This is a genomic window from Terriglobales bacterium (assembly GCA_035454605.1).
Taxonomy (GTDB): Bacteria; Acidobacteriota; Terriglobia; order Terriglobales; family Acidobacteriaceae; genus DATMAB01.
Genome location: DATIGQ010000059.1, coordinates 1 through 21,886, shown reverse-complemented (window position 1 = coordinate 21,886; position 21,886 = coordinate 1). Strand labels below are relative to the sequence as shown.

At 63.5% G+C, this 21,886-nt stretch carries 19 protein-coding genes and 1 tRNA gene; 9 read left to right on the top strand and 11 right to left on the bottom strand.

Features of this window, described 5'->3' with window-relative positions; all coding sequences use genetic code 11:
- Both VLE48_04020 and purM read right to left on the bottom strand, forming a co-directional pair.
- Positions 1-341: VOC family protein (locus VLE48_04020; protein HSA92154.1), on the bottom strand; the 341-nt coding region annotated here is incomplete at its 3' end.
- Between the two features lie 178 nt (positions 342-519).
- On the bottom strand, positions 520-1,587 hold the full coding sequence (purM, locus tag VLE48_04015) for a phosphoribosylformylglycinamidine cyclo-ligase (protein HSA92153.1): 1,068 nt from the start codon (positions 1,585-1,587) through the stop codon (positions 520-522).
- 178 nt (positions 1,588-1,765) lie between these two features.
- Between purM and VLE48_04010 the strand changes: the two genes are divergently transcribed.
- Both VLE48_04010 and VLE48_04005 read left to right on the top strand, forming a co-directional pair.
- The gene (locus VLE48_04010; protein ID HSA92152.1) at positions 1,766-2,305 is read left to right on the top strand and encodes a BON domain-containing protein; all 540 of its coding nucleotides are present in this window, start codon (positions 1,766-1,768) and stop codon (positions 2,303-2,305) included.
- A 165-nt stretch (positions 2,306-2,470) separates the two neighbouring features.
- A tRNA-Pro gene (locus VLE48_04005) sits at positions 2,471-2,547 on the top strand.
- Here the strand turns inward: VLE48_04005 and VLE48_04000 are convergent.
- On the bottom strand, positions 2,526-3,341 hold the full coding sequence (locus VLE48_04000; GenBank protein ID HSA92151.1) for a hypothetical protein: 816 nt from the start codon (positions 3,339-3,341) through the stop codon (positions 2,526-2,528). The genes VLE48_04005 and VLE48_04000 overlap by 22 nt on opposite strands.
- Positions 3,342-3,386: 45 nt before the next feature.
- Complete coding sequence (locus tag VLE48_03995; GenBank protein HSA92150.1) at positions 3,387-3,875, bottom strand: hypothetical protein; 489 nt, start codon at positions 3,873-3,875, stop codon at positions 3,387-3,389.
- Positions 3,876-4,143: 268 nt separating this feature from the next.
- Between VLE48_03995 and VLE48_03990 the strand changes: the two genes are divergently transcribed.
- The 4 genes from VLE48_03990 to VLE48_03975 are packed head-to-tail and all read left to right on the top strand — an operon-like array spanning position 4,144 to position 7,008.
- Positions 4,144-4,761 carry a hypothetical protein gene (locus VLE48_03990; protein HSA92149.1) on the top strand — a complete coding sequence of 206 codons (618 nt, stop codon included), beginning with the start codon at positions 4,144-4,146 and terminating at the stop codon, positions 4,759-4,761.
- A gap of 45 nt (positions 4,762-4,806) precedes the next feature.
- Positions 4,807-5,196 carry a GntR family transcriptional regulator gene (locus tag VLE48_03985; protein ID HSA92148.1) on the top strand — a complete coding sequence of 130 codons (390 nt, stop codon included), beginning with the start codon at positions 4,807-4,809 and terminating at the stop codon, positions 5,194-5,196.
- 7 nt (positions 5,197-5,203) lie between these two features.
- Positions 5,204-6,079, top strand: a complete 876-nt coding sequence (locus tag VLE48_03980; GenBank protein ID HSA92147.1) for an ABC transporter ATP-binding protein — start codon at positions 5,204-5,206, stop codon at positions 6,077-6,079.
- Positions 6,076-7,008: a hypothetical protein gene (locus VLE48_03975; protein HSA92146.1), complete on the top strand. Its 933-nt coding sequence runs from the start codon at positions 6,076-6,078 to the stop codon at positions 7,006-7,008. Before VLE48_03980 ends, VLE48_03975 begins: the two co-directional genes overlap by 4 nt.
- Positions 7,009-7,030: 22 nt before the next feature.
- On the opposite strand, the gene VLE48_03970 is transcribed toward VLE48_03975, so the two are convergent.
- From VLE48_03970 to VLE48_03955, 4 genes are read right to left on the bottom strand one after another with little or no spacing between them, the layout of a single operon-like run.
- Complete coding sequence (locus VLE48_03970) at positions 7,031-7,249, bottom strand: DUF2892 domain-containing protein (protein HSA92145.1); 219 nt, start codon at positions 7,247-7,249, stop codon at positions 7,031-7,033.
- Positions 7,250-7,258: 9 nt separating this feature from the next.
- Positions 7,259-10,465, bottom strand: coding sequence for an efflux RND transporter permease subunit (locus tag VLE48_03965; GenBank protein ID HSA92144.1), 3,207 nt, complete (start codon positions 10,463-10,465; stop codon positions 7,259-7,261).
- Entirely contained in the window at positions 10,462-11,580 is a 1,119-nt protein-coding gene (locus VLE48_03960; protein HSA92143.1) for an efflux RND transporter periplasmic adaptor subunit, read from the bottom strand. Before VLE48_03960 ends, VLE48_03965 begins: the two co-directional genes overlap by 4 nt.
- A complete protein-coding gene (locus tag VLE48_03955; GenBank protein ID HSA92142.1) occupies positions 11,577-12,902 on the bottom strand; it encodes a TolC family protein in 1,326 nt (441 codons plus the stop codon). The genes VLE48_03960 and VLE48_03955 overlap by 4 nt, the downstream gene beginning before the upstream one ends.
- 236 nt (positions 12,903-13,138) lie before the next feature.
- Here VLE48_03955 and VLE48_03950 point away from each other — a divergent pair, with 236 nt between their 5' ends.
- Together VLE48_03950 and galT are read left to right on the top strand one after the other, a co-directional pair.
- A complete protein-coding gene (locus VLE48_03950) occupies positions 13,139-13,570 on the top strand; it encodes a hypothetical protein (protein ID HSA92141.1) in 432 nt (143 codons plus the stop codon).
- Between the two features lie 279 nt (positions 13,571-13,849).
- Positions 13,850-14,860 carry a galactose-1-phosphate uridylyltransferase gene (galT, locus tag VLE48_03945; protein HSA92140.1) on the top strand — a complete coding sequence of 337 codons (1,011 nt, stop codon included), beginning with the start codon at positions 13,850-13,852 and terminating at the stop codon, positions 14,858-14,860.
- Between the two features lie 2 nt (positions 14,861-14,862).
- Here galT and VLE48_03940 read toward each other — a convergent pair whose 3' ends face one another.
- The 3 genes from VLE48_03940 to VLE48_03930 all read right to left on the bottom strand — a co-directional run bounded on the left by VLE48_03940 (position 14,863) and on the right by VLE48_03930 (position 17,487).
- A complete protein-coding gene (locus VLE48_03940; GenBank protein ID HSA92139.1) occupies positions 14,863-16,308 on the bottom strand; it encodes an aldehyde dehydrogenase family protein in 1,446 nt (481 codons plus the stop codon).
- Positions 16,309-16,683: a DUF6632 domain-containing protein gene (locus tag VLE48_03935; protein HSA92138.1), complete on the bottom strand. Its 375-nt coding sequence runs from the start codon at positions 16,681-16,683 to the stop codon at positions 16,309-16,311.
- A 90-nt stretch (positions 16,684-16,773) separates the two neighbouring features.
- Positions 16,774-17,487, bottom strand: a complete 714-nt coding sequence (locus VLE48_03930) for a DUF72 domain-containing protein (protein HSA92137.1) — start codon at positions 17,485-17,487, stop codon at positions 16,774-16,776.
- A gap of 136 nt (positions 17,488-17,623) precedes the next feature.
- Between VLE48_03930 and VLE48_03925 the strand changes: the two genes are divergently transcribed.
- On the top strand, positions 17,624-21,787 hold the full coding sequence (locus VLE48_03925; protein HSA92136.1) for a DUF3857 domain-containing protein: 4,164 nt from the start codon (positions 17,624-17,626) through the stop codon (positions 21,785-21,787).
- Positions 21,788-21,886 lie beyond the last annotated feature (99 nt).

Sequence of the window (21,886 nt, the reverse complement as noted above, 5' to 3'; positions counted from 1 at the left end):
GCGAACTCACGCATGCCGTAGAACTGATCCGTGAGCGGCATGGTGACGGTCGCGCCCTTGGCAAGCACTTCGTCGTGCAGGCGTCGCACGTCCTCCACCTCGATGTAGAGAGTCAAGGTGCCTCCGAGCGGCGGCCCCGCGATAGCAGGGAACTCCTTGGCGACAAACTGCTGGTCGTTGAGGAAGATCTCGACCGATCCCGAAACCATCGAGGCGAACAGATAGGGCGCGGCTTCGGGCACGGTCTTGTCCACTTTCATGCCGAACATCGAGCGATAGAACTCCGCGCTCGCGGCTACGTCGCGGACGACAAGGTTGGGAGTGAGTTTGCGGAACGTCATGGTTCCTCCTGTAGCGGGCGCGGGCTCATGGCGGGGAGCCGGCACACCCTGAGTGTGCTCGCAACTCCTCCGTCCACGCTCCTTGCGAGGAGGAACGTAGGTAGAGACCCCAGGATGGGGACTCGCGAGGTACGCAAAGAGAGTAGCACAAGCTACTGAGCGAGGAAGGGTAAGTGGGTCAGGAGTACGCCACCCGGCGCTCGCCGCGCACGATGCGCCCGATGGTATAGCCCTTCTCGCCGGTGCGGTCGAGCACACTCTGCACTTTCTTGAACTTCGGCGCAGGCACAACCAGCACCATGCCGATCCCCATGTTGAAGGTGCGCAGCATCTCCTCGCGCGGGATATTACCCAGCTTCTGCAAGTGCTCGAAGATGGGCGGCACAGGCCAGGACCCCACTTCGACAACGGCGCCGCAATTGCGCGGCAGGACGCGCGGCAGGTTCTCCGTGATGCCGCCGCCGGTGATGTGCGCCATGGCGCCGACCGTTTCGCCGTCCAGCACCCGCTTGACCACCGGCCAGTAGCTCTTGTGGGTGCGCATCAGTTCGGTGCCCACCTTGGAGCGGATCTCACTGACGAAAGTCTCCGGCGTGTAGCGCGCCACTTCGAACAACAGCTTGCGGGCCAGCGAATATCCGTTGGTGTGCAAACCGTTAGAGGGCAGCCCGATGAGCACATCGCCGGCGCGCACCTGCTTGCCGGTGACGATGCGGTCGCGGTCCACTACCCCCACGATGAAGCCCGCCAGATCGTATTCGCCGGGCGGATAGAAGCCGGGCATCTCTGCGGTTTCTCCGCCGATGAGCGCGCACCCGTTCGCCTTGCAGGCGGCGGCGATCCCGCTGATGATCTTTTCCGCCACTTCCGGCCTCAACGTGCCGGTGGCCAGGTAGTCCATGAAGAACAGCGGCGTGGCGCCCTGTACGGAAATATCGTTGACGCAGTGGTTCACCAGGTCCGCTCCCACGGTGTGGTGGAGGTCCATCTCGAATGCAACCTTGAGCTTGGTGCCTACGCCATCGACGCTGGAGACCAGGACGGGCTCGCGGTAGCGCTTCTTGTCGAGCGCGAACAGCCCGCCGAAGCCGCCGATCTCGCCGAGCACGCCGCGGGTGAAGGTACGGTGCGCCAGGTACTTGATGCGCTGCTTCACGCGGTTGGCGCGGTCAATATCCACGCCGGCGTCGGCGTAACGGATGGTGCGCGGCTTGGCTAGAGGCTGCGTCACGAAGTTCGGAGGCACGCGGAAGGCCCCACCTGCCGCGCGAAAGAGGCGTTATTGTAGCATCGTTGGCAGCCGGCGCTCTGCGGCGTGGCCGCGGCGATAAGAAACCGATAAGAAATACATGAGAAACTGTGCTGGGCCGCTTCTCCGCAGCCGCAGCGGTCAGCCGCCGCATCTAAATAGGTAGGAGTTACCCATGAAGCCATACAAGCTGATTGTTGCCCTCAGCCTGGTTGCGCTGCTCACTCCGGCCACGCTCCTGGGGCAAGCTGAGCAACCCTCGGAGCGGGCGGTCAAGCGCATCATCAAAGAGGTCCGGCATGAGTTGCTGATGTTGCCGTATCTGGGCGTCTTCGACAATATCGCGTTCAAGGTCGAAGGCTACAACGTCACGTTGCTGGGGCAAGTGACGCGCGAGACCCTGAAATCCGATGCCGAGCACGCGGTGAAGAGCGTTGAAGGCGTGGAGCAGGTGAATAACCAGATCGAGGTCCTGCCCGCCTCGCAGAACGACGATCGTCTGCGCCTGCGACTCTATCGCGCCATCTATGGATTCCCGTCGCTCCAGCGCTATGCGTTGGGGGTGAATCCGCCGATTCGCATCATCGTGAAGCGAGGCCACGTTACGCTCGAGGGAGTGGTAGATAACCAGGCCGACAAGAACACGGCCGGCATCCGCGCCAATGGCGTGTCCGACGTGTTCTCTGTGACCAACAACCTGCGCGTGGTGAAGTAGAAACGCGGACCGAGGGCTCTTGTTTTTGAGGGCCTGCGTCACACCGCGTCCCGCCCGCTTTGGCGTCTGAGAGGGCGCGCGCCTGGTTTGCTATAATGGCGCTCGCGCGAGTCGCACTTGGAGCTGCCGACCACGGCTCCTGTTGTTTCCTCATTCCGCACACGTCGGGGAGTGGCTCAGCCTGGTAGAGCACCTGGTTCGGGACCAGGGGGTCGGAGGTTCAAATCCTCTCTCCCCGACCAACTTTTCCCAAGCGATTCATTGAATTAGCCGTGTTACGGGTTTCGGGATTTCCACATTTTGGGTCCGTTCCGCTCCGATCCAGCACCAATGCCGAGCCAGGCGCCAGAGGCCTCGTCGCTTTGAAGGCGGCGGGAGAGCCTGCTTTGGGCAGAACCACGACCATGAAGGCATGGGGACCGGGATAGGCGATGGAGGGCATCCCCGGCGAGAAACTGCCGTCTGAGCCGATGTCCGCGTTGGTGAGGTTGGGAGCGTAAAACATCACGTGCGGCGGAAAGCTGCCTACCCGTCCCGTCCGCGGATTGAAGTTCCGAATCTCGTTCGAGAGCATGTAGGCGACGCCGGGTCGGCGGGGAGAAACGAACTCACCTGCCTGGAACTTCTTCGCCACCGCTTCTCCAATCTTCTCGATCGGTTCGCCCTTCGCCAGTTCTTTTCCCACGAACAGGACCTTGGGCAGAATGGTTGCGGCCCCTTCTTCGTCGTAACAGGTTGGCTTGAGGTTCAAGGGATGATCGCGATTCACGATGCAGGTGAAGCCATTCTGGCTGTCGCGGATCTTCTTGAAACCTTCCGCCGTGAACACATACAGTCCGGCCTTGGCCCGCAGATGCTCCGGGGCCGCGCTCAATGCCAATCGGGTTTCTTCCTCGAGGGCGGGGACCGCGGGAGATTTTGAGTCGGTTACATCCTGGGCCACAGCCAGGGTGCAGGTGAAGAATGCGGCCACCAGGGGGAACGTGAATCGCGCATTACAACTTCTCTTCGGCTTCGAATACAGGGGATGGCGCATGATGTCCTCCAAGGATCTATCTTCCTCGTCGCTGGTTTAGTCCCGTCACGCGGCTCGCGATTCGCCGGTTGCGGCACTCCACTGCGCGCGTCGTGTAAAGAAATACGCCGCTGCGCAGAAGTCAAAAGCCAAACAGAAGACTCCGTAGCCAAGCGGGATCGCGGTCAGCTGGCCCGGCTCCCAGGCAGAGTAGGCTCCATGGGCCTGTAGTTCATGCAGCAGGTCCCACAGCCCGTGCAGAGGATATCCGACGATGAGGGCGACGGGCAGGCGAGTCCCCAGCAGGCCGAACGCGGCAAACACCACGACGGCGGCCGTTTCCATCCGCCAAGCCGTCGCTATTCCAAAATAGGCCACGAAAGCCAGGTAGAAGCCGGCAATCATGATCAGGAACATCGCGTAGAAGACCTGCTCTGCCTTGGGGGCGAAGAATCTCCGAGCCATGCAGATGACACCGGCCGCGGCCATCAGCCCGATGACCGCGTAGAGAACGACGATCACCACAAATCCAAGCGTGCTGTATCCCTGCCCCATCGCCGGCCCCCTTTGCCCGTGCCTGCTTCTTCCTTGCAGCCCAAGACTTGCCTTGGGACGCCACACGCGCGTCAAGTGAGAGTTTACGTCAGCAGATAACAAAGTTAAACAGGACAACAACTTAGCATTCTTAATTTATGTGTGGAACTGCTCTTAACTTTTATGCGTACTGGTGTTATAGTGAACCATAACACATCCAGTCTCGGGTGCTGCCCGCGTTGCATAAGCGCGAGCAAACCTCACCCGATGGACATTTAGGAGAATGAACATGCAATCGCTTCGTCTCACGCTGTCGGTTGTTCTGATGTCGCTCACCACAGTGGCTTTCGCACAGTCGGACGCGCAGAAGCCACTAGCCGGAGCCGCGCCGTCGCAGGCGCAGACGGCGTCCGTAAAAGCCCCGCCTACGGAAGCGCAGCAAATCTTCGCCCGGATGAAAACCCTGGCTGGTTCTTGGGAAGGTCCGGTGACGGTGAATCCGCTGCTGCCCGGAATGACCGAGCAGCCGATCAAGCCCCTGCACCTCACCATGCGTGTAACTTCCCGCGGCAACGCGATCGTGCACGAGTTCCAGGAAGCCAACACCCCGCTGGACCCGTCACGCTATGACCATCCGGTGACGATGCTTTACCTGGATGCCGATCAACTCAACCTGGTCCACTATTGCGACGCCGGCAACCGTCCGCGCATGACCGGCAAGGTCTCACCGGACGGCAAGTCGGTGGAGTTCGAGTTCGCCAACCTTTCCGGCGGCAACCAACACGGACACATGCATCGTGCCGTGTTCACGTTCGTCGACGCCAACCATCACATCGAGGACTGGACGTACATGCTGCCCGGCGACAAGCCGGTCCACGCGCATTTCGAGCTTCGGCGGGTGGACTGATACGAGCCTTGTCTCGGCTGTGTTGAGAGCTTCAGGAAAAGTCTCATGGACCGTGAGTGGAACGACAGTCAGCCGATCTATCGCCAGCTTCGCGACCGTGTGGTCGCGATGATTTTGGACGGGATCCTCAAAGAGGGCGATCCGCTGCCCTCGGTGCGCAACGTCGCGGCGGAATATCGGTTGAATCCACTCACGGTCCTGAAGGGCTATCAACAGCTCGTAGACGAAGGGCTGGTCGAAGCCCGGCGAGGGCGCGGCATGTTCATCAATGCGGGCGCACGTAATTTGTTGTTGCAAGGCGAACGGCAGAAGTTTCTTGGGGAAGAATGGCCCCGAATCCAGGAAACCATTCAGCGGCTCGGGCTGACGGCGGAAGAACTGCTGGACGCTGGTCCAAGCCCGCCGTCGGAATCGAACGCGAAACCGGAGGAGTGATGAAGTCATGGCATGCATAGAAGCACGCGGCCTGCGCAAGGCCTTCGGCGCCACGATTGCGCTGAACGGCGTCGATATGCGCGTGGAAGAGGGGCGCATTCTGGGGCTCATTGGTCCCAACGGCGCCGGCAAGACAACCGCACTCAATGCCGTCCTCGGACTCATCCCGTACCAGGGAGAGTTGAGAGTGCTCGGGCGAGATCCCTGGGCGGAGCGCGACCAGCTGATGCGCGACGTCTGCTTCATCGCCGACGTCGCCATATTGCCGCGCTGGATCAGGGTCTCGCAGGCACTCGACTACGTCGCCGGCGTGCATCCGCGCTTCGATCGCCGAAAGGCGGAGGGTTTTCTTGGCAGGACGAACGTCCGCCGTGCCGGCAAAGTCGGGGAGTTGTCGAAGGGCATGGTGACTCAGTTGCACCTCGCCCTGGTCATGGCCATGGACGCGAAATTGCTAGTGTTGGACGAACCGACGCTGGGCCTCGACATCCTGTTTCGCAAGCAGTTCTACGACTCTTTGCTGAACGATTACTTCGATCGCAACCGCACCATCGTGGTGGCGACACACCAAGTGGAAGAGATCGAGCACGTGCTCACCGACGTCATGTTCATCGACCGCGGCCGCATCGTCTTCAATCGCAGCATGGAAGAACTGGAGTCGCGCTATCTGGAAGTCCTGGTGCGTCCGGAGCAGGTCGCGGCCGCTCGCATGCTGAAGCCGATGCACGAACGCCAGTCGATGGGCGGCAGCATCCTGCTGTTCGATGGCGTCGAACGGCAGCGGCTCGCCGCGCTGGGTGAGATGCGCACGCCCAGTATTGCGGACTTGTTCGTTGCCGTGCTGGCCCATCAGGCTGGCCCGCCACAAGGAGGGGCCCGATGAATACACACACGAATCCCATGCGCGAGCCTTCGATGGCATCGCCGGAGGTCGCGGCAGCGGCCATCCCGGCAAACCGGCGCATGTACTGGGCGGTGCAACGAGAATTGTGGGAGAACCGTTCCATCTTCATCGCGCCGGTTGCGGTCGCGGGGCTGGCTCTGGTCGGGTTCCTGATCAGCACCATTTACCTGCCGGCAAGAATGCGGGCCGCGTCCGCCCTCGGCTCAACGCAGCATTACGAGTTGATCGCGCAGCCGTACCTGTTGGTAGCGGGCTTGATGATGCTGACCACTCTGGCCGTCGGCACGTTCTACTGTCTCGACGCGCTGTACGGGGAACGGCGGGATCGCAGCATCCTCTTCTGGAAGTCGCTGCCGCTCTCCGACCTGGAGACCGTACTCTCGAAGATGATCACGCCGGTACTGATACTTCCCCTGGTGGCCTTTGCGACCGCGGCCATGACGCAATGGATCATGCTGCTGGTGAGCAGCGCCGTCCTGCTGGGAAGCGGTCTGAGTGTCACGACCCTATGGGCCCACACGCCGCTGTTCCAGACGTGGCCGCTGCTGCTCTATCACTTGCTGACCGGTCACGGCCTCTGGTACGCGCCCGTCTACGGATACCTGCTGCTGGTCTCGGCCTGGGCGCGGCGCGCGCCGTTCTTGTGGGCTGCGTTGCCACCTCTGGCGATCGCCGCCTTCGAGAAGATCGCGTTCAACACTTCGTATTTCGGCACGATGCTGGTGCACCGCCTGCTCGGGGGGGCCGGGGGCGACAACTTCATGGCCAGCAGCCTCTCCATGGATCCGATGATGCACTTCCAACCGGGCCAGTTCCTGGTGAGCCCCGGTCTGTGGATCGGGCTGGCACTCACGGCGGGGTTCCTCGCCGGCGCGGCCCACCTGCGCCGCTATGGCGAACCGATCTGATTCGCCGAAGAGCGTTCCCGGCCTACTTCACCGCCGTGGCCTTGGGCGAGCAGACCTCCGGCATCCCCAGCTTGCGCAGGATGGTCATCATGGGGCACCAGTTGGTGAAGCCTGACTGCAAGAGGTTCAGCCCTACGAACGCGGTGAACAGGAAGAAGTAGGGGCTTACCCAGTAGCCCAGCGCGAGGGAAAGCAGAACGAAGGTCCCGGCAACGGCCCGCAAACCTGCATTCACGGTCATAATCTCCTCCTAATCGGCAGAGAGTTCCGCCGCGTGGCCGCGTTGGCTCATGTAATAGAGCACGGGCACGGCCATGCGGGAAAGCAGGGTGGAAGCGACCTCGCCCGCCATGAGCGAAATCGCCAGCCCCTGGAAAATGGGATCGAACAGGATGACGCTTGCGCCCACCACCACCGCGGCGGCGGTGAGGAGCATGGGTCGGAAGCGCACGGCGCCCGCGTCCACCACGGCCTCTTCCAGCGGCATTCCCTGGCGGCGGCGCAGCTCGATGAAGTCCACCAGGATGATGGAATTGCGCACGATGATGCCAGCGCCGGCGATGAAGCCTATCATCGAGGTGGCGGTGAAGAACGCGCCCATCAGCGCATGCGCCGGCAGGATGCCCACTAACGTCAACGGGATGGGCGCCATGATGACCAGCGGCGTGCGGAAGGAGTGGAACCACCCCACCACTAGCACGTAGATGAGCACCAGCACCGCGGCAAACGCCAGGCCCAGGTCGCGGAAGACCTCATAGGTGATGTGCCACTCGCCGTCCCACTTCATGGCGTAGCGGTCGGAACGCTCGGGCAGGACGCTGGAGTACTGCGCGATCTCGTAGCCTTCGGGTATTTTCAGCGCGGCGATCGCGCGTCGCATGGTGAGGATGGCATACACCGGGCTCTCTTCCGCGCCTGCCAGGTCCCCCGTGACGTACACCACCGGCCGCATGTTCTTGCGATAGACCGTGGGTTCCAGGGCCTTCTTCTCCGTGCTCGTGACCTCGGCCAACGAAACCGATCCGCCTTCACGCGTGGGCAGGCGCAGGGAACCCAGTGTCTCCACGCCCGAGCGTCCAGCGCGGCTCAAGCGCACTTCGATGGGAACGTCTTCGCGTGCCTCGGGCGCATGCAGCAGGCCGACCACGCTTCCGCCCAGCCCGATCTCCACCGTGCGGGTCACATCCTTGGCGGAGATGCCGTGCAGCGCCGCCTTGTCCAGGTCTACTTTCATGTCGTAGCGGGTTTGCGGATCCTCGACATACCAGTCCACGTCCGTGACCCCGGGGGTTTGCTCGAAGACCTTCAGGATCTGCCCCGCAATCTCGATTTGTCGCTGGTAATCCGGGCCATAGACTTCCGCCACCATGGTTTGCAGGACGGGCGGGCCGGGCGGCACCTCGGCCACCTTGATACGAGCGCCATAAGGTTCCGCGATCTTCTCTAGCTCGGGACGCATGCGCCGGGCGATCTCGTGACTCTGGCGATCGCGATCGTGGCGCGAGAGCAGATTCACCTGGATGTCGGCGACGTTTGCGCCCTGTCGCAGGAAGTAATGGCGTACCAGGCCATTGAAGTTGTAGGGGCCAGAAAGCCCGGCGTAGATCTGGTAGTTCACGACCTCGGGCTGCCGCGCCACGTAGCGTCCCAGGGCCTGGGCCACGCGCGTGGTTTCTTCCAGAGTGGTGCCCTCGGGCATGTCCACGATCACCTGGAACTCGCTCTTGTTGTCGAAGGGCAGCATCTTCACGCGCACCAGCTTCAGCGGAACGAGCAGCGCCGCCAGCAGCAGCAGTCCCACCATGCCGCCCAGGAACAACCAGCGGCGGCGGGCATGGGTCACCAGCGGCGACATCAGCCGGCGATAGAGGCGGGTGGTCCAGCCCTCGGTTTCGTGCTCGCCGCCGGACGATTCGGTGTAATGCCGCAGCAGCCGCAGCGCCGCCCAGGGTGAGACCACGAAGGCCACCAGCAGCGAGAACAGCATGGCCGCCGAAGCGCCCACCGGGATGGGCCGCATGTAGGGCCCCATCAGGCCGCTCACGAAGGCCATGGGGAGAATGGCCGCGATCACCGTGAAGGTGGCAAGGATGGTGGGGTTGCCCACCTCGTCCACGGCTTCCACCGCAACGTCGCTCAGCTTCCGTCCCCGGTTCTCCGGCAGGCGGAAATGGCGCACGACGTTTTCCACCACGACGATGGCGTCATCCACCAGGATGCCGATGGAAAAGATGAGCGCGAACAGCGTCACGCGGTTCAGCGTGTAGCCGTAGAAATAGAAGATGGAAAGCGTCAGGGCGAGCGTCACCGGGATGGCCAGCAACACCACGCCCGATTCGCGCCACCCCAGCGCCAGCGCGATCAACAGTGTGACGGAGAGCGTGGCCAGCAGGAGATGCTTCAACAGCTCGTCAGACTTGTCCTTGGCGGTCTCGCCATAGTTCCGGGTCGCGCTCACCTTGAGGTCCGCGGGCAACAGATAGCCACGCAGTGCCTCGACCCTGTGCAATGCCGCCTGCGTGATGAGGGTCGCGTTCGCGCCCTTGCGCTTGGCCAGGGTGATGGTGACGGCAGGGTACTCGGCTGTATCTTTCTCGCCGCTGCCTGCGGCGTCGCTGTAGAGGACGTAGTTGTCCGGTTCAGCAGGACCGTCCTCCAGGCGCTCCGCAACGTTGCGCAAGTAGACGGGACGCCCCTGAGCAACGCCTACTACGACCTTCTGCAGGTCTTCCGGCGAAGTGAAGAAGCTGCCCGCGTCCACCAGGAACTCCTGGTTGTCACGCGCGAAGCTGCCTGCCTGCGCGCGCCGGTTGGCTTGCTCGAGCTGGTCCGCTACCGACCCGGGCGTAAGCCCGTAGGCGGCCAGCCGCTGCGGGTCGAGCACCACGCGCAGGCGCCGAGGTCGCCCGCCGAGGATGGTGGTCTCCGAAACGTCGTCTAGTTGCTTGAGAGAATCTTCCAGTTCCGCCGCGATCAGCCGCAACCGGTACGCGTCGTAATCCTTGCCCCACAGGGTAAGCGCAAGAATGGGGACGTCGTCGATGGAGCGCACCTTGATGAGCGGCTGCGAGACGCCGGGCGGGATGCGGTCGAAATTCGAGTAGAGCTTGTTGTACGTCTTGACGATGGCATCTTCTTCCTTCTGGCCCACGTAGAAGCGCACGATCACCAGGCTCATGCCCGGCCGCGTGATGGAGTAGACGTACTCGACGCCCGGCACTTCGCGCAGCAGCTTCTCCATGGGGATGGTGGCGCGCTCCGCCACTTCACGGGCGGAAGCGCCCGGCACCTGGACGAAAACATCCAGCATGGGCACGATGATCTGGGGCTCTTCTTCGCGCGGCGTCTGCAGAGTGGCGAACACGCCCAGCAGGATGGAAGCCACGATGACCAGCGGCGTGAGCTTGGAGTCGATGAACGCGTGGGCCAGCTTGCCCGCAGCGCGCAATCCGCTCACGGCGACACCTCAATGCGTTTGCCGGCAAGGTCACGCCCGGACGGGTCGGCCACGATGCGGTCGCCCGCCTTCACCCCGGAGAGCGCCTCGATGCGCTCGCCCTGCTCGCGCCCGAGGGTGACAAACTGCAGGCGCGCAACGCCGTCCGCATCCAGGACGAACACGCCGCGCACCTGTCCTCGCTCGATTACGGCAGCACGCGGCAACAGGAGCATGGGCCGCTCGGCGCGCGCATAGCGCACGCGCGCGAATAGGCCGGAGCGCAGCCGGTCGTCCTTCGGCAACTGCACTTTCACCAGGAAGCTGCGGCTGGCAGGATCGGCCGCGGGAAGGATCTGCGCGACTTTCCCGGCGAGCTCCGCGCCCAATGCCTCCACCAGCACCGGAACCGGCTTTCCGATTTCGAGGTATCGCAGATCCTGTTCATCCACGGGAGCTTCGGCACGAAAGCTGCTGGTGTCTTCGACCACGAACAACGGCATGCCGGGGGCGGCCAGGGTGCCGGGGTCGACGCGCTTTTCCGCCACGACGCCGTCGAACGGAGCGCGAACGCGTGTGTAACCAAAGACGGTTTGTGCCTGCGCCAATTCCGCCTGTGCCTGGTTCCGTCCTGCCTGCGCCCTTTCACGCTGCGCCGCGGCCGCGTCATGGCGGGCCTTGACCTCGTCGAACTCCTGCGGGCTCACTGACTTCTTGTCGCGCAGGTCCTGATAACGCCCCAGGGTGGCTGAGGCCAGGTTGTAGTCGGCTTCGGCCGCAGCCACCTGCTGTTCGGCGGAGCGCAACCCGGCCTGCGCGCGATTGACCGCGGCGTGAGGCGCGGCATCGTCGATCACCGCCAGCGCCTGTCCCCGCCGGACGCGGTCGCCCTCGCGCACGTCCACCTGGCGCAGGACACCCATGGTTTCGCTGGATACGATGGCCGTCTGTGCCGCCCGGACCGTGCCGGTGACTTCGGCCAGGTCCGGCGCTGGTTCTGCGGACACCGTGACCACGTGCACTCCGCGCACCGTCTCAGCGGCCACCGTTTGCTCCGGCTTCTTTTCGCTGCAACCTGCAATCGCGAAGACTGCGAGAAAGGCGAAGAAGGGAAAAGACTTCGAGGTTCGCATCATGGCAGCACCGCCGGAGAATTGGGCCCGAGTGTGCCGGTGGCCAGCTCCAGCGCAGCACGCGCCGTGCGCAGCCGGTACACCGCGCCCCAGTAGTCGCTCTGGGTCCGGCGTGAGATTTCTTCGACCCGCAGCAGGTCGGTAATGGTGTTGAGCCCGGCGTCGTAGCGGTTCTGGGTGATGCGCAGGCTCTCGGCGGCTTCGGAAACGGCGGCACGCATCACCTCCACGTGCTGGCGCGCGGCCTCCAGATCGTAGTAGGTGCGCTGGACGTCAAGCCGAACCGCATCTTGTGCCGCCTGTCGGAGCGCCGCCAGACGGGCAACGCCGGCGCGTTCGCGCGAGAGGCGCGCTGCTTTGGCGCCGCCCTGGAACAGGTCGAGTTGCAGCTCGACGCCTCCCGTCCAGTTGGTGTTGCCGCCGCTGGTCAGATCGCGGTTATTTGCCTCCCAGCCCGCAAACAGGTTGACGCGCGGCCCGAATGCCGACTTGGCCATGGACACGCTCTTTGCCTGGGCCGCCTGCTGGGCCTCGATTCCGTCGAGATCAGGGCGCTTCTCCAGAGCCAACCGCTCCAAGCCATCTAACGCGTCCGCCGTGGGTCCGGCATCGTCAGGGACATCGGCGAGGACGAATCTCGCGCCCATGGCCTCGCCGAGTACGGTATTCAACTCTGCTCGCGCCAGCTTCACGGCGTTCTCTGCCAGCAGGAGCTGATGTTGCCGGTCAGCCAAGTTGACGCGCGCGTTCAGCAGATCGGATTCGACGGCCACACCTGCCTCGACCCGCGCCTGGCTGCGGTCGCGCACCGCCTCGGCCGTGCGCAGCGACTGCTCCGCCACTTGCCGCTGCTTCTCCGCTCCCAGCACCGCCAGGTAAGCCTCGACCGCGCGAAAGGCAATCTCCTGGTCCGTGCGCTCCAACCGCCGGTCGGCGGCCTCACTCATGCGACGGGAGCGCGCCAGGTTGAACAGCTTTCCGCCGGAATCGAACAGGTTCCACTCGGTCCAGATACGGGTGGAGAAATTGTTGATGGGCGCAGGTGTATTCAGTTCGTCAAGCGCGAAATCGGCGGCGGTGAAGCGCTCCTGGCGCAGCTTGGTTCCGAAGACGAACACCGGGTCGGTGCTGCGCGTGAATCCCTCCGAGAAGGAAACCGAGGGCAGCAGGCCGGCGCGCGCCTCGCGCACGCCGCTTGCGGCGGCGTCTCGCTCAGCCGCCGAGGCTGCTCGCAAAGGATTGGCCTCTAACGCCCGGGCCACTGCTTGAGGCAGGGTCAGGGGCGGCGGCGATTGCGCCCGGGCGGGCCATCCGGCCAGAATCACCAAGCAGACAAGCCCTCTTACGGTGGGTCGGACGTGTGACGGCATGGGCACGGTACCTCCCGCTCTCTGAGTCAGGGTATTCCGGGGGACGCACAACCGGCTGTGACGGATGTCACCCGCGGTTCAGGGCTTACGCTCCTGACGGCCCGCCTGTGATTTTTGTCACAGACCGGCTTTCCAGTCGCACGTAGGATGCCAGGCGAGTTACAAATTCCGTTCTCTGAGAGGAGAAATCGGTGAAGCGTTTCTATGCAATCGTTCTGATCTCGACGTTGCTGTTGGTAACGGCCGCGCTCGCCCAGCAGAGTTCCCAACCGGCGGCGCCCGCTGCGTGTCCCATGATGGCCAAGCACGAGAAGGTGGTGAAGATGGCCGGCGACCTTACCACCAGCTTCGAGCGCGTCCGCTCTGCCAAGGACGAGGCCGCGCGCAAGTCTGCGTCCGACGAACATGCGCGCTTGCTGGCCGAGTTCCAGCAGACGGTGAGCGAGCCGATGGCTTGCGCCAAGAAGCAGGCCGCTGACTCCGCGGGCTGCGGCCAGGGCGGCTGCTGCAAGATGAAAGCCGAAGGCGCTGCGGGCGGCTGCATGCAAGGCGCCGGGTGCTGCAAGGGCCATGGCCAGCATGCAGGAGCCGGCTGCTGTGCCGGCATGGCGCACGGCCAATAGACGGCAAATCTCAGCGTGACTAAGGGGCCGGGCGGACCGCCCGGTCCCTTCGTTTTTTCTGGCGGTCGCCGCGAAGCAAGGGGCGAAAAAATTTATGTCCGGGACAGCAGCTTGCTTTGCAGCGTCGCTGCCATCCCGGACCGGTGAGCGTGGATGGCGCTATTACATCCGACCTCTCGAAGAGCGGATGTGACCTGGGTCACATGACTTCGTGATTGGGATTCGGCACCTTCCGGCCTGCATCGCCTTCCCGGAGCGCGCGGAGTATGATGCGGCGCGATGGACCTGCACCTGTTCCGCGACCAGCCCCATCGGCGCTACAACCCCTTGCTGCGGGAATGGGTGGTGGTTTCACCGCAGCGCGCGCCCAATCCGGGGACTCTGGCATCCAAAGCGTCGCCGCCCGCCGCTCCCATTTACGATCCCCGCTGCCGCCTCTGTCCCGGCAACGAGCGCGCCGGCGGGATCAGGAATCCTGACTACGAAGGTATCGCCGTCTTCGACGACGACGTGCCCGCGCTGCTGCCCGGAGCTCCGGAACTTACCATCGACGAGGGCAGCCTTATCATCGTGCAGGGCGAGCCCGGCATCTGCCGCCAGGTAGCGTACAGTGCGCGGCACGACCTTTCCTTTCCACTGTTCACGCCGGCGGAGGCGCGTGCGGTCGTCGATACCTGGGCAGAGCAGTATGCTGCGCTGGGTCAAACATCCGGCATCCGCTACGTGCAAATCGTTGAGCGGCGCGGCGGGCATCCCCATTGCGACCTCTGGGCCGGTTCGAGCCTGCCCAGCCAGCCTTTTCGCGAGCAGGCATCGTTCACCGGTTACTACGACGCCCGGCAGACCTGCATGCTTTGCGACTACCTGGCGCTGGAGCAGGTCTATCGCGAACGCGTGGTCTGTGAGAACGCCATGTTCACGGCCCTGGCGCCTTTCTGGGGGGCGCAGCGGCTGGAAACCATGGTGCTAAGCCGGCGCCACACGACCGGGCTGGACCTGCTGAACGGTGAAGAACGCGAGGCTTTGGCTGAAGTCCTGCGCCGCCTCACGGCACGCTACGACAGCCTGTTCCGGGCCCCGCTGCCCTATACCATGGGGTTTCACCAGCGCCCGACCGACGGATTTCCGCACCACGAGTGGCACCTGCACGCGCACTTCTATCCGCTGCTTCCTGCGGAATCGGAAGCGGCGGAAGCCTACGGGTTGCTGGCCTCGCGCCAGCGCGACTCCACTCCCGAATCCGACGCCTCGCGCCTGCGCGGCGCGCCCGAGGGCGAAACGGTCGGCTGACGTCAGCGCAGGTTCATGGTCAGGAGGCGGGACTCCGTCATTTCCTCGATGGCATAGCGCAGGCCTTCGCGGCCCAGGCCGGAGTCCTTGGTGCCGCCGTAGGGCATGTGGTCGATGCGGAAAGTGGGCACTTCGCCGACCATCAGCCCGCCAACCTTGAGTTCCTCGTAGGCGCGGAAGATAAGGCGCGCGTCGTTCGTGAACAGGCCGGCCTGCAAGCCGTAAGGGGAGTCGTTCACCTGGCGAAGCGCTTCGTCGAAGTCCTCGTAGGGTTCCACGGTGACCACCGGCGCGAACACTTCTTCGCAGTTCACTCGCATGGTGGGTTTGGTGCCGGTAAGCACCGCGGGTTCGAGCAGCGGGCCGCGGCGTGCTCCGCCACAGTGCAGCTTGGCGCCGCCGGTCACGGCTTCCTGGATCCACTGCTCGGCGCGCCGCGCCGCGTCTTCGCTGATCATGGGACCGACGTCGGTGGCTTCGTCGAGCGGATCGCCCAGTCTCAGCGCCTGCACGCGCGGGACGAAGTCGCGCAAGAACCGGCTGTGCACGCCTGCTTCTACCAGCACGCGCTGCACCGAAATGCAGCTCTGGCCGGCGTAGGAGTAGCCGCCCATGGCGCAGCGCTCGGCGGCGTAGCCGATATCGGCGTCGGAGTGCACGATGACCCCGGCGTTGCCGCCGAGCTCCAGCGTCACACGCTTCTTGCCCGCTTTCTTCTTCAGCTCCCAGCCCACTGCGGCGCTGCCGGTGAAGGTGAGCATCTTCAGGCGACCGTCGGTGACCAGCATCTCAGCCACGGGATTCGCGGCCGGTAGCACGTTCAGTGCCCCCGCCGGCCAGCCGGCGTCGTGTACGACTTGCGCCAGCGAGAGGGCGCTCAACGGCGCCTGCGGCGCAGGCTTCAACACCATGGTGCAGCCCGCAGCAAGGGCCGGCGCGATCTTGTGGGCCGCCAGATTCAGTGGAAAGTTGAACGGGGTGATGGCGGCGATAGGCCCCACGGGAAAGCGCCGCACCAGCGCCCAGCGGCCGGCGGTGGCGGCTTGCAGATCGAGCGGCAGGTACTGGCCGTAGATGCGCGTGCTCTCCTCGGCGGCAAGCGAGAAGGTGAGGATGGCACGATCCACCTCGGCGCGCGCCGTCTTGATGGGCTTGCCGGCCTCGAGCGCAATGGTCCGGGCCAAGTCCTCGCGCCGTTCCGCGACGGTCCGCGACACGGCGCTCAGCACCCGCTGCCGTTCATAGGCGGGCAGCCTGCGCGTCGTATCGAATGCGCGGACCGCGGCAGCGATCGCCGCCTCCATCTGCTGCGGCCCAGCGCGAAACGTAGTGCCGACTACCGAGCCATCGAACGGTGAGCGTACCTCGACGGCTTCTCCTTCGGTGCGCCATTCGCCGCCCAGCAGGTAGCCGAAGGACTTCGCGGCGAGGGTGGTGATTTCCGCCATCTAACCTCCTCGTGGCGTCAGCACGCCCAGCAGAATCGCCACAATCAGCAGGCCCGGCACATCGCCCAGCATGTGTCCGCTTTCCGCAGCATCGCGAGCGGCGTGCACCGCCATCACGCCTGCGTGCACCACGCTCGACCACACGGTAAACCAGATCAGGCTGGTATGCTTCAGCGGATCGCGAGCCGCCAGCAACAGGAATACGCCCAGGGTGAAGTACACGCCCAGGATCATCTGTTCGTATTCCGGCTGGTTGGGAGTCCAGCGCCAGCCCGCGGGCCAGACCTGCATCAACGGGTAGATGCCGACGGTGAAGATCAGGCCCGTCAGCACCAGCACGGCCTTCAGATACTTGATGCGCCCTTCGTTTGCCATGCCACCTCCCGGCTCGTGCGTCGGCATCCAGTCTACCCGCTGCGCCGCCCGGTGTGCAGCGGGGATTCGCAAGCCCAGGTGAGCGCGGCTCTACGTTTGCACGGTCTTCAGAAGCTCCTCGGCGTAGCGCGCGCCCTCGGGAGTCTCCTCATGCTTGAAATACACGTACACGTCACGCCCGGCCGCCAGGTGCCCACCGACCTTCTCCACGATCTCCTTGCGCTCTGCGGGGGAGTACTCCGGCTTGCGCAGCCGGAAATAGGTGAAGTCTGCGGTCACGACTTCGGGCACTTCCAGCTTTTCGCTTTCCGCGATGCAAAGTGCGGCGCCGGCGTCCTGGAGCTGCTGGTACACCTCATCGCTGAACCAGGAAGGGTGGCGAAACTCGAACGCGGGACGAGCGGCGCGCGGCAGGATCTTCAGGAAATCCGCCAGCAGCACGGTGTCGCACTTGAGGAACGGAGGCAACTGGAAAAGCACCGTGCCCAGCTTGCCCGCCTCCGCCATAGGCTGCAAGGAGCCCAGAAAGCTGCGAGTGAACTCCTCCGCATTGCGCAGGCGCAGCACGTGGGTGATGTTCTGGTGGGCCTTGACGGTGAAACAGAAGTCCGCCGGAGTCACCGCGATCCAGCCCTGCTGCATGGAGGCGGTGGCAAAGCGGCGGAAGGTGACGTTCAGCTCCACCGAATTCAAGCGGGTGGCGTAATACTCCAGGAACTTCTTCGACGGCAGCTTGGCCGGATAGAAATCGGGCTTCCAGCTCGGATACGACCAGCCCGATGTGCCGGCAAAGAGTCGCGCCATCGCCCCGGCAATCTATCACTGCTTCCAGCAACCGGACAACGCAAGGCTAGCCACCTAGTACACCTTGCAACGGTGCCGCGACGTGGACTAGATTTCTTTCTTCCCTGGGAACGCTTCGAAGTACTGTGAGGTTGTCTTGTTGCGACGACAGTTTTTCCACAGCGCCGTCACCTTCACATGTTGTTGGCTCCTCGGCGTCCTTTGCGCATTCGCTTCGGAGCCATCCGACCCCTGGGACGGCGCTGCGTTTAGCGGTGATCCCGCTGCCGTCCTCCGCTCGGCGGCTGCGATTCCTGTCGCTGCGGATATCGATGCCGTCGTTTTGCTCGACGAAGAAGAGTACGAGTTCGACCCGGAAGGTCGATTGCTTCACCGGCGTCATAACCTTTACCGCATTCTCGACCAAGGTGCGGTGGAGAGCTGGGACTCTGTCGGAGGGTATTACGAACCCTGGCATCAGGAACGACCGGTGATTCGCGCCCGGGTCATCTCTGGCGATGGGGCCGTTCACTGGATGGACCCTCAGACACTGGATGATGCCCCCGTCAAGGGCGATTCTCCGCAGGTATATGACGATCGGCGAATTCTGCGGGGACCGTTGCCCGCCGTAGCCGCAGGGTCGGTGGTCGAAATCGAAGCCGTCACCCGAGAAACGGTTCCCTTCTTTGCCCCCGGCACTGTCTACAACGTTTATCTCGGCTGGCGGGTCCCGGTGAGGAAGAGTCGGTTGATCATCGATGCGCCAGTCTCTCTGCCCCTGCGATATCGCGTTCAGGCCGCCCCACAACTCGTGACCAGCAAAAGTGAGTCCGGCGGACGGGTTCGGTACGTGTTCGAGGAAGGCATACGCGAGCCTTCTTCAGAGTCGGAAAGGAACCTGCCCGGTGACGTTGCCGAAGATCCGCGCGTAGCGTTTTCCACCGGGCCTTCATGGCAGGAGATAGCTGCCGCCTATGACAGGATCGTGAACCGCCAGGTCCAGGGTGCGGCGCTGCACAGCGCGGTCGAGGCGGCTACACGCGGCAGAGCGACTCGCGAGGAAAGGGCCGCGGCGCTGCTGGCCTACCTGCACCGGGAGATTCGCTACACTGGAGTCGAATTCGGCGAGGCCGCTCTGGTGCCGCGAACACCGGCCGAGACCCTCCAGCGCAAGTACGGCGACTGCAAGGACAAGGCTGCTTTCTTTGTAGCCCTGCTTCGGGAGGCGCACATCCCGGCCTACGTGGCCCTCCTAAATTCCGGTTTTGGACAGGATACGGATCCAGAACTGCCGGGCATGAACTTCAACCACGCGATCGTCTATCTTCCCGGCCCGACGGACTATTGGGTTGAGGTCACCGACGAGTTCTCCCGCCTCACCGACATTCCCTCCGGCAACCAGGGGCGGTCGGCACTGGTGGCAGGCGTGGAGACGACGGGACTCGTTCGCGTTCCCGAATTGCCTTCATCCGCAAACCAAGTTGTGGAAACCCGCGAGTTTCATCTCGCGGAATATGGTTCCGCCCGTGTAACGGAAACTACGGAAGTCAATGGCTCGGCGGAGCGCAGCTATCGTTCCTATTACGGAAGCACGGCCGAGAAGGATATCCGCGAAAATCTGCAAGAATATGCAAAGTCCGCGTATCTCTCGGAAAGGGTCGCGCACTACGAGGCGTCACCGGCTCGCGATCTCTCCGTGCCCTTCCGTCTGAAGCTGGAGCTGGAGCAGGCCAAGCGTGGTAGCACGGATTTCAGCATTGCGGTCGTGGCCATTCGACTCGAGGGCCTGCTGAATCGGCTGCCGGATTTCTTTTTTGAAGAACCGGAAAACGAGAAGCCCACGGAATCCGAAGGTCAGCCGGCTATCGCGCCGCAGAAGAAGCACCGCCAGCACGATTTCCTTCTTCCGGAGGCGTTCGCCAACGAGTGGCACTACCGCGTCATCCCACCGCCCGGGTTCCGCGTGCGTTCGCTCCCCAAGAATGGTACCCAGCAGCTCGGTCCCGCCAAGCTCACGCGTGAATTCCTGGCCGGGCCTGATGAAGTGGTCACAGCCCGCCTGCGCTTCGACACCGTGAAGCGGCGTTACACGCCCCAGGAAGCCGAGGCTTTGCGCGCCGCCATTAAGGAGCTGAACAAGGCTCAGGTTCCTAGCGTCCTTTACGAGCAAATTGGCTGGACTCACCTGGAGGCCGGTCGGGTTCGTGAGGCCCTGGAGGAGTTCCGGACACTGATGGCCTTGCATCCAAAAGAAGCGCTTCACCACATGCAACAGGCTCGTGCCCTATTAGTGGCTGGCCTCGGTGACGGTGCCAGAGAAGAGGCTCGGCGCGCCATCAGTATCGAGCCCAAATCCGCACGCGCGCAGGAGACGCTGGCCTGGATTCTGCTGCACGACCTGGTCGGGCGCCGCTTTCGCAAGGGCTTCGACTTCGAAGGCTCCCTCGCCGCATACCGCAAGGCGCGCGAGCTGGACCCGTCCGTCACGAGCTTCACCGCCGACCTGGCCATACTGCTGGAACACGGTGCAAGCGGCGAGCGCTACGCAGACAAGGCGAAAGTGCAAGAAGCCATCCGCGAATACTTGTCATTGGGCGACAAACTCGAAGAATCCGGCATGACTGACAATCTGCTCGTCGCTTTGTTGTGGGCGGAGCGTTTTCATCAGCTCGAAGTGCGTGCCGCGGCGCTTCCTGCCACCGCCAATCGACAGGGACTGCAGATCGTGGCCGCGGCGGCGCAACGCGGCGCGGCGGCGGCACTGACAGAATCCGCGCGCATCGTCCCCGAGGAAGCAGCCCGTCGGCAGGTACAGCTCGCCGCAGGCGAGACTCTGCTGAGGCTCCGCCTTTATGAGGCGGCTGCAGAAATCTTGGCTGCTGGCGCGCGGGGAAATCCCAATGCAGCCCAACTGCTCGCTCGGGCCGAGTTCTTGCGGAAGATACGTCGGGCCGATGACATTTCCTTGACGTCGGATACGCTGGAAGGGTTTGTCAAGCAAGTGTTCGCGTTTCTCTTATTGGGTACACCCAAATACGAAGACAGCCTTCGCTTTGAGAGCCGCCTTGCCCTGGGCAAGCGTCGGGTCGAAGAAGGCCGGAAGAAATTCGATGATTCCCTGCGCAGTTTGCGAGTGATGACCCGCCGACAAGACATGCCGAGCTTTCTCATCGCGGATGTCACGTTGTCGGTCGTGCAGGTCACCGCAACCGGAGACGACGCCACCGGGTATCGCGTGCAACTGCTCCTTCCCGGTCAGCCCAGCAGGGTGATTTTCGTGGTGAAAGAAGACGGGCAGTATAAGGCGCTGGCGGACGGCGAAGACCCGGACGAGATTGGCTTGGAGGTCCTGGCGCGACTGAAATCAGGCGACGAAGCAGGGGCGAGGACCTGGCTCGACTGGGCGCGCGAGGAGCAGCCTCTCAAGGGTGGGGACGATGCGCTCTCCGGGCCGGTGTTCCCACGCTTCTGGACGCGTTCCCAGCAGGCCGGTGTTGAGACCATGCGCTATGCCGCAGCCGCTCTGCTGGCATCCGGCTGGGACGCTGATCTTGCGATTCCCATCATCGTGGAGGGTCGCGAGAAGGCGAAATCTAATGCCGAACGGCTGAACTTCGACCTGGCGCTGGCCAGTGCCCACGCCAAGCTGGAAAAATATGATGAACTGCTGCCGGTAGCGCGGCGCTTATTGACCGCATCACCCACGTCCGATACCGCTTTCACGCTGGCCGCCCAGGCGCTCGTCCACCTCGGACTCTGGCAGGACCTGGAAAAGACCGCGCAGGATCGCTTGGGAAGGCTGCCCGATGATTTGGTCGCGATGCGCGTGCTGACCGACTCGGCTGAGATGCGCGGTGAGCCCGCCAAGGCCATCCCATATCATCAGCGCATCTTGGCGGCGAGCAAGGCCACCGCCGAGGATTTCAACCGTGGGGCCTGGAATGCATTGCTTGTAGGTTCCGTTACAGAAGGGACTGTGGAATGGGCGCGAAATGCCACCCAGATGACCCAGAACAACAACTACGCCTCGTTGCATACTCTAGCGTCTCTCTACGCCGAACTCGGGAAAACTACGGAGGCGCGTGAAGTCCTGTTGCAAGCCATGGACATTGTTGGCTTTGACGAGCCCCAACCTCCGGACTGGTATGTGCTCGGTCGTATTGCTGAGCAATATGGTGTGGCCGGAACCGCTATCGCGGCCTACGAGCGGGTGAAGCCCGCAGAGAAGTCGGTGTACGAGAAGGTTAGCTCACACTTCCTGGCACAGCGCCGGCTGCAGGTGCTTCGCAAACAGGCTATTCGCCCGGCAGGTTCCCTGTGAGCGGTTCGGATTCTCTCCGCATCTCCCTGCAGTTTGTCGAGCAGATCAACCGCCACGACGTCGACGCTCTCTGCGCGCTCATGACCGAAGATCATCGCT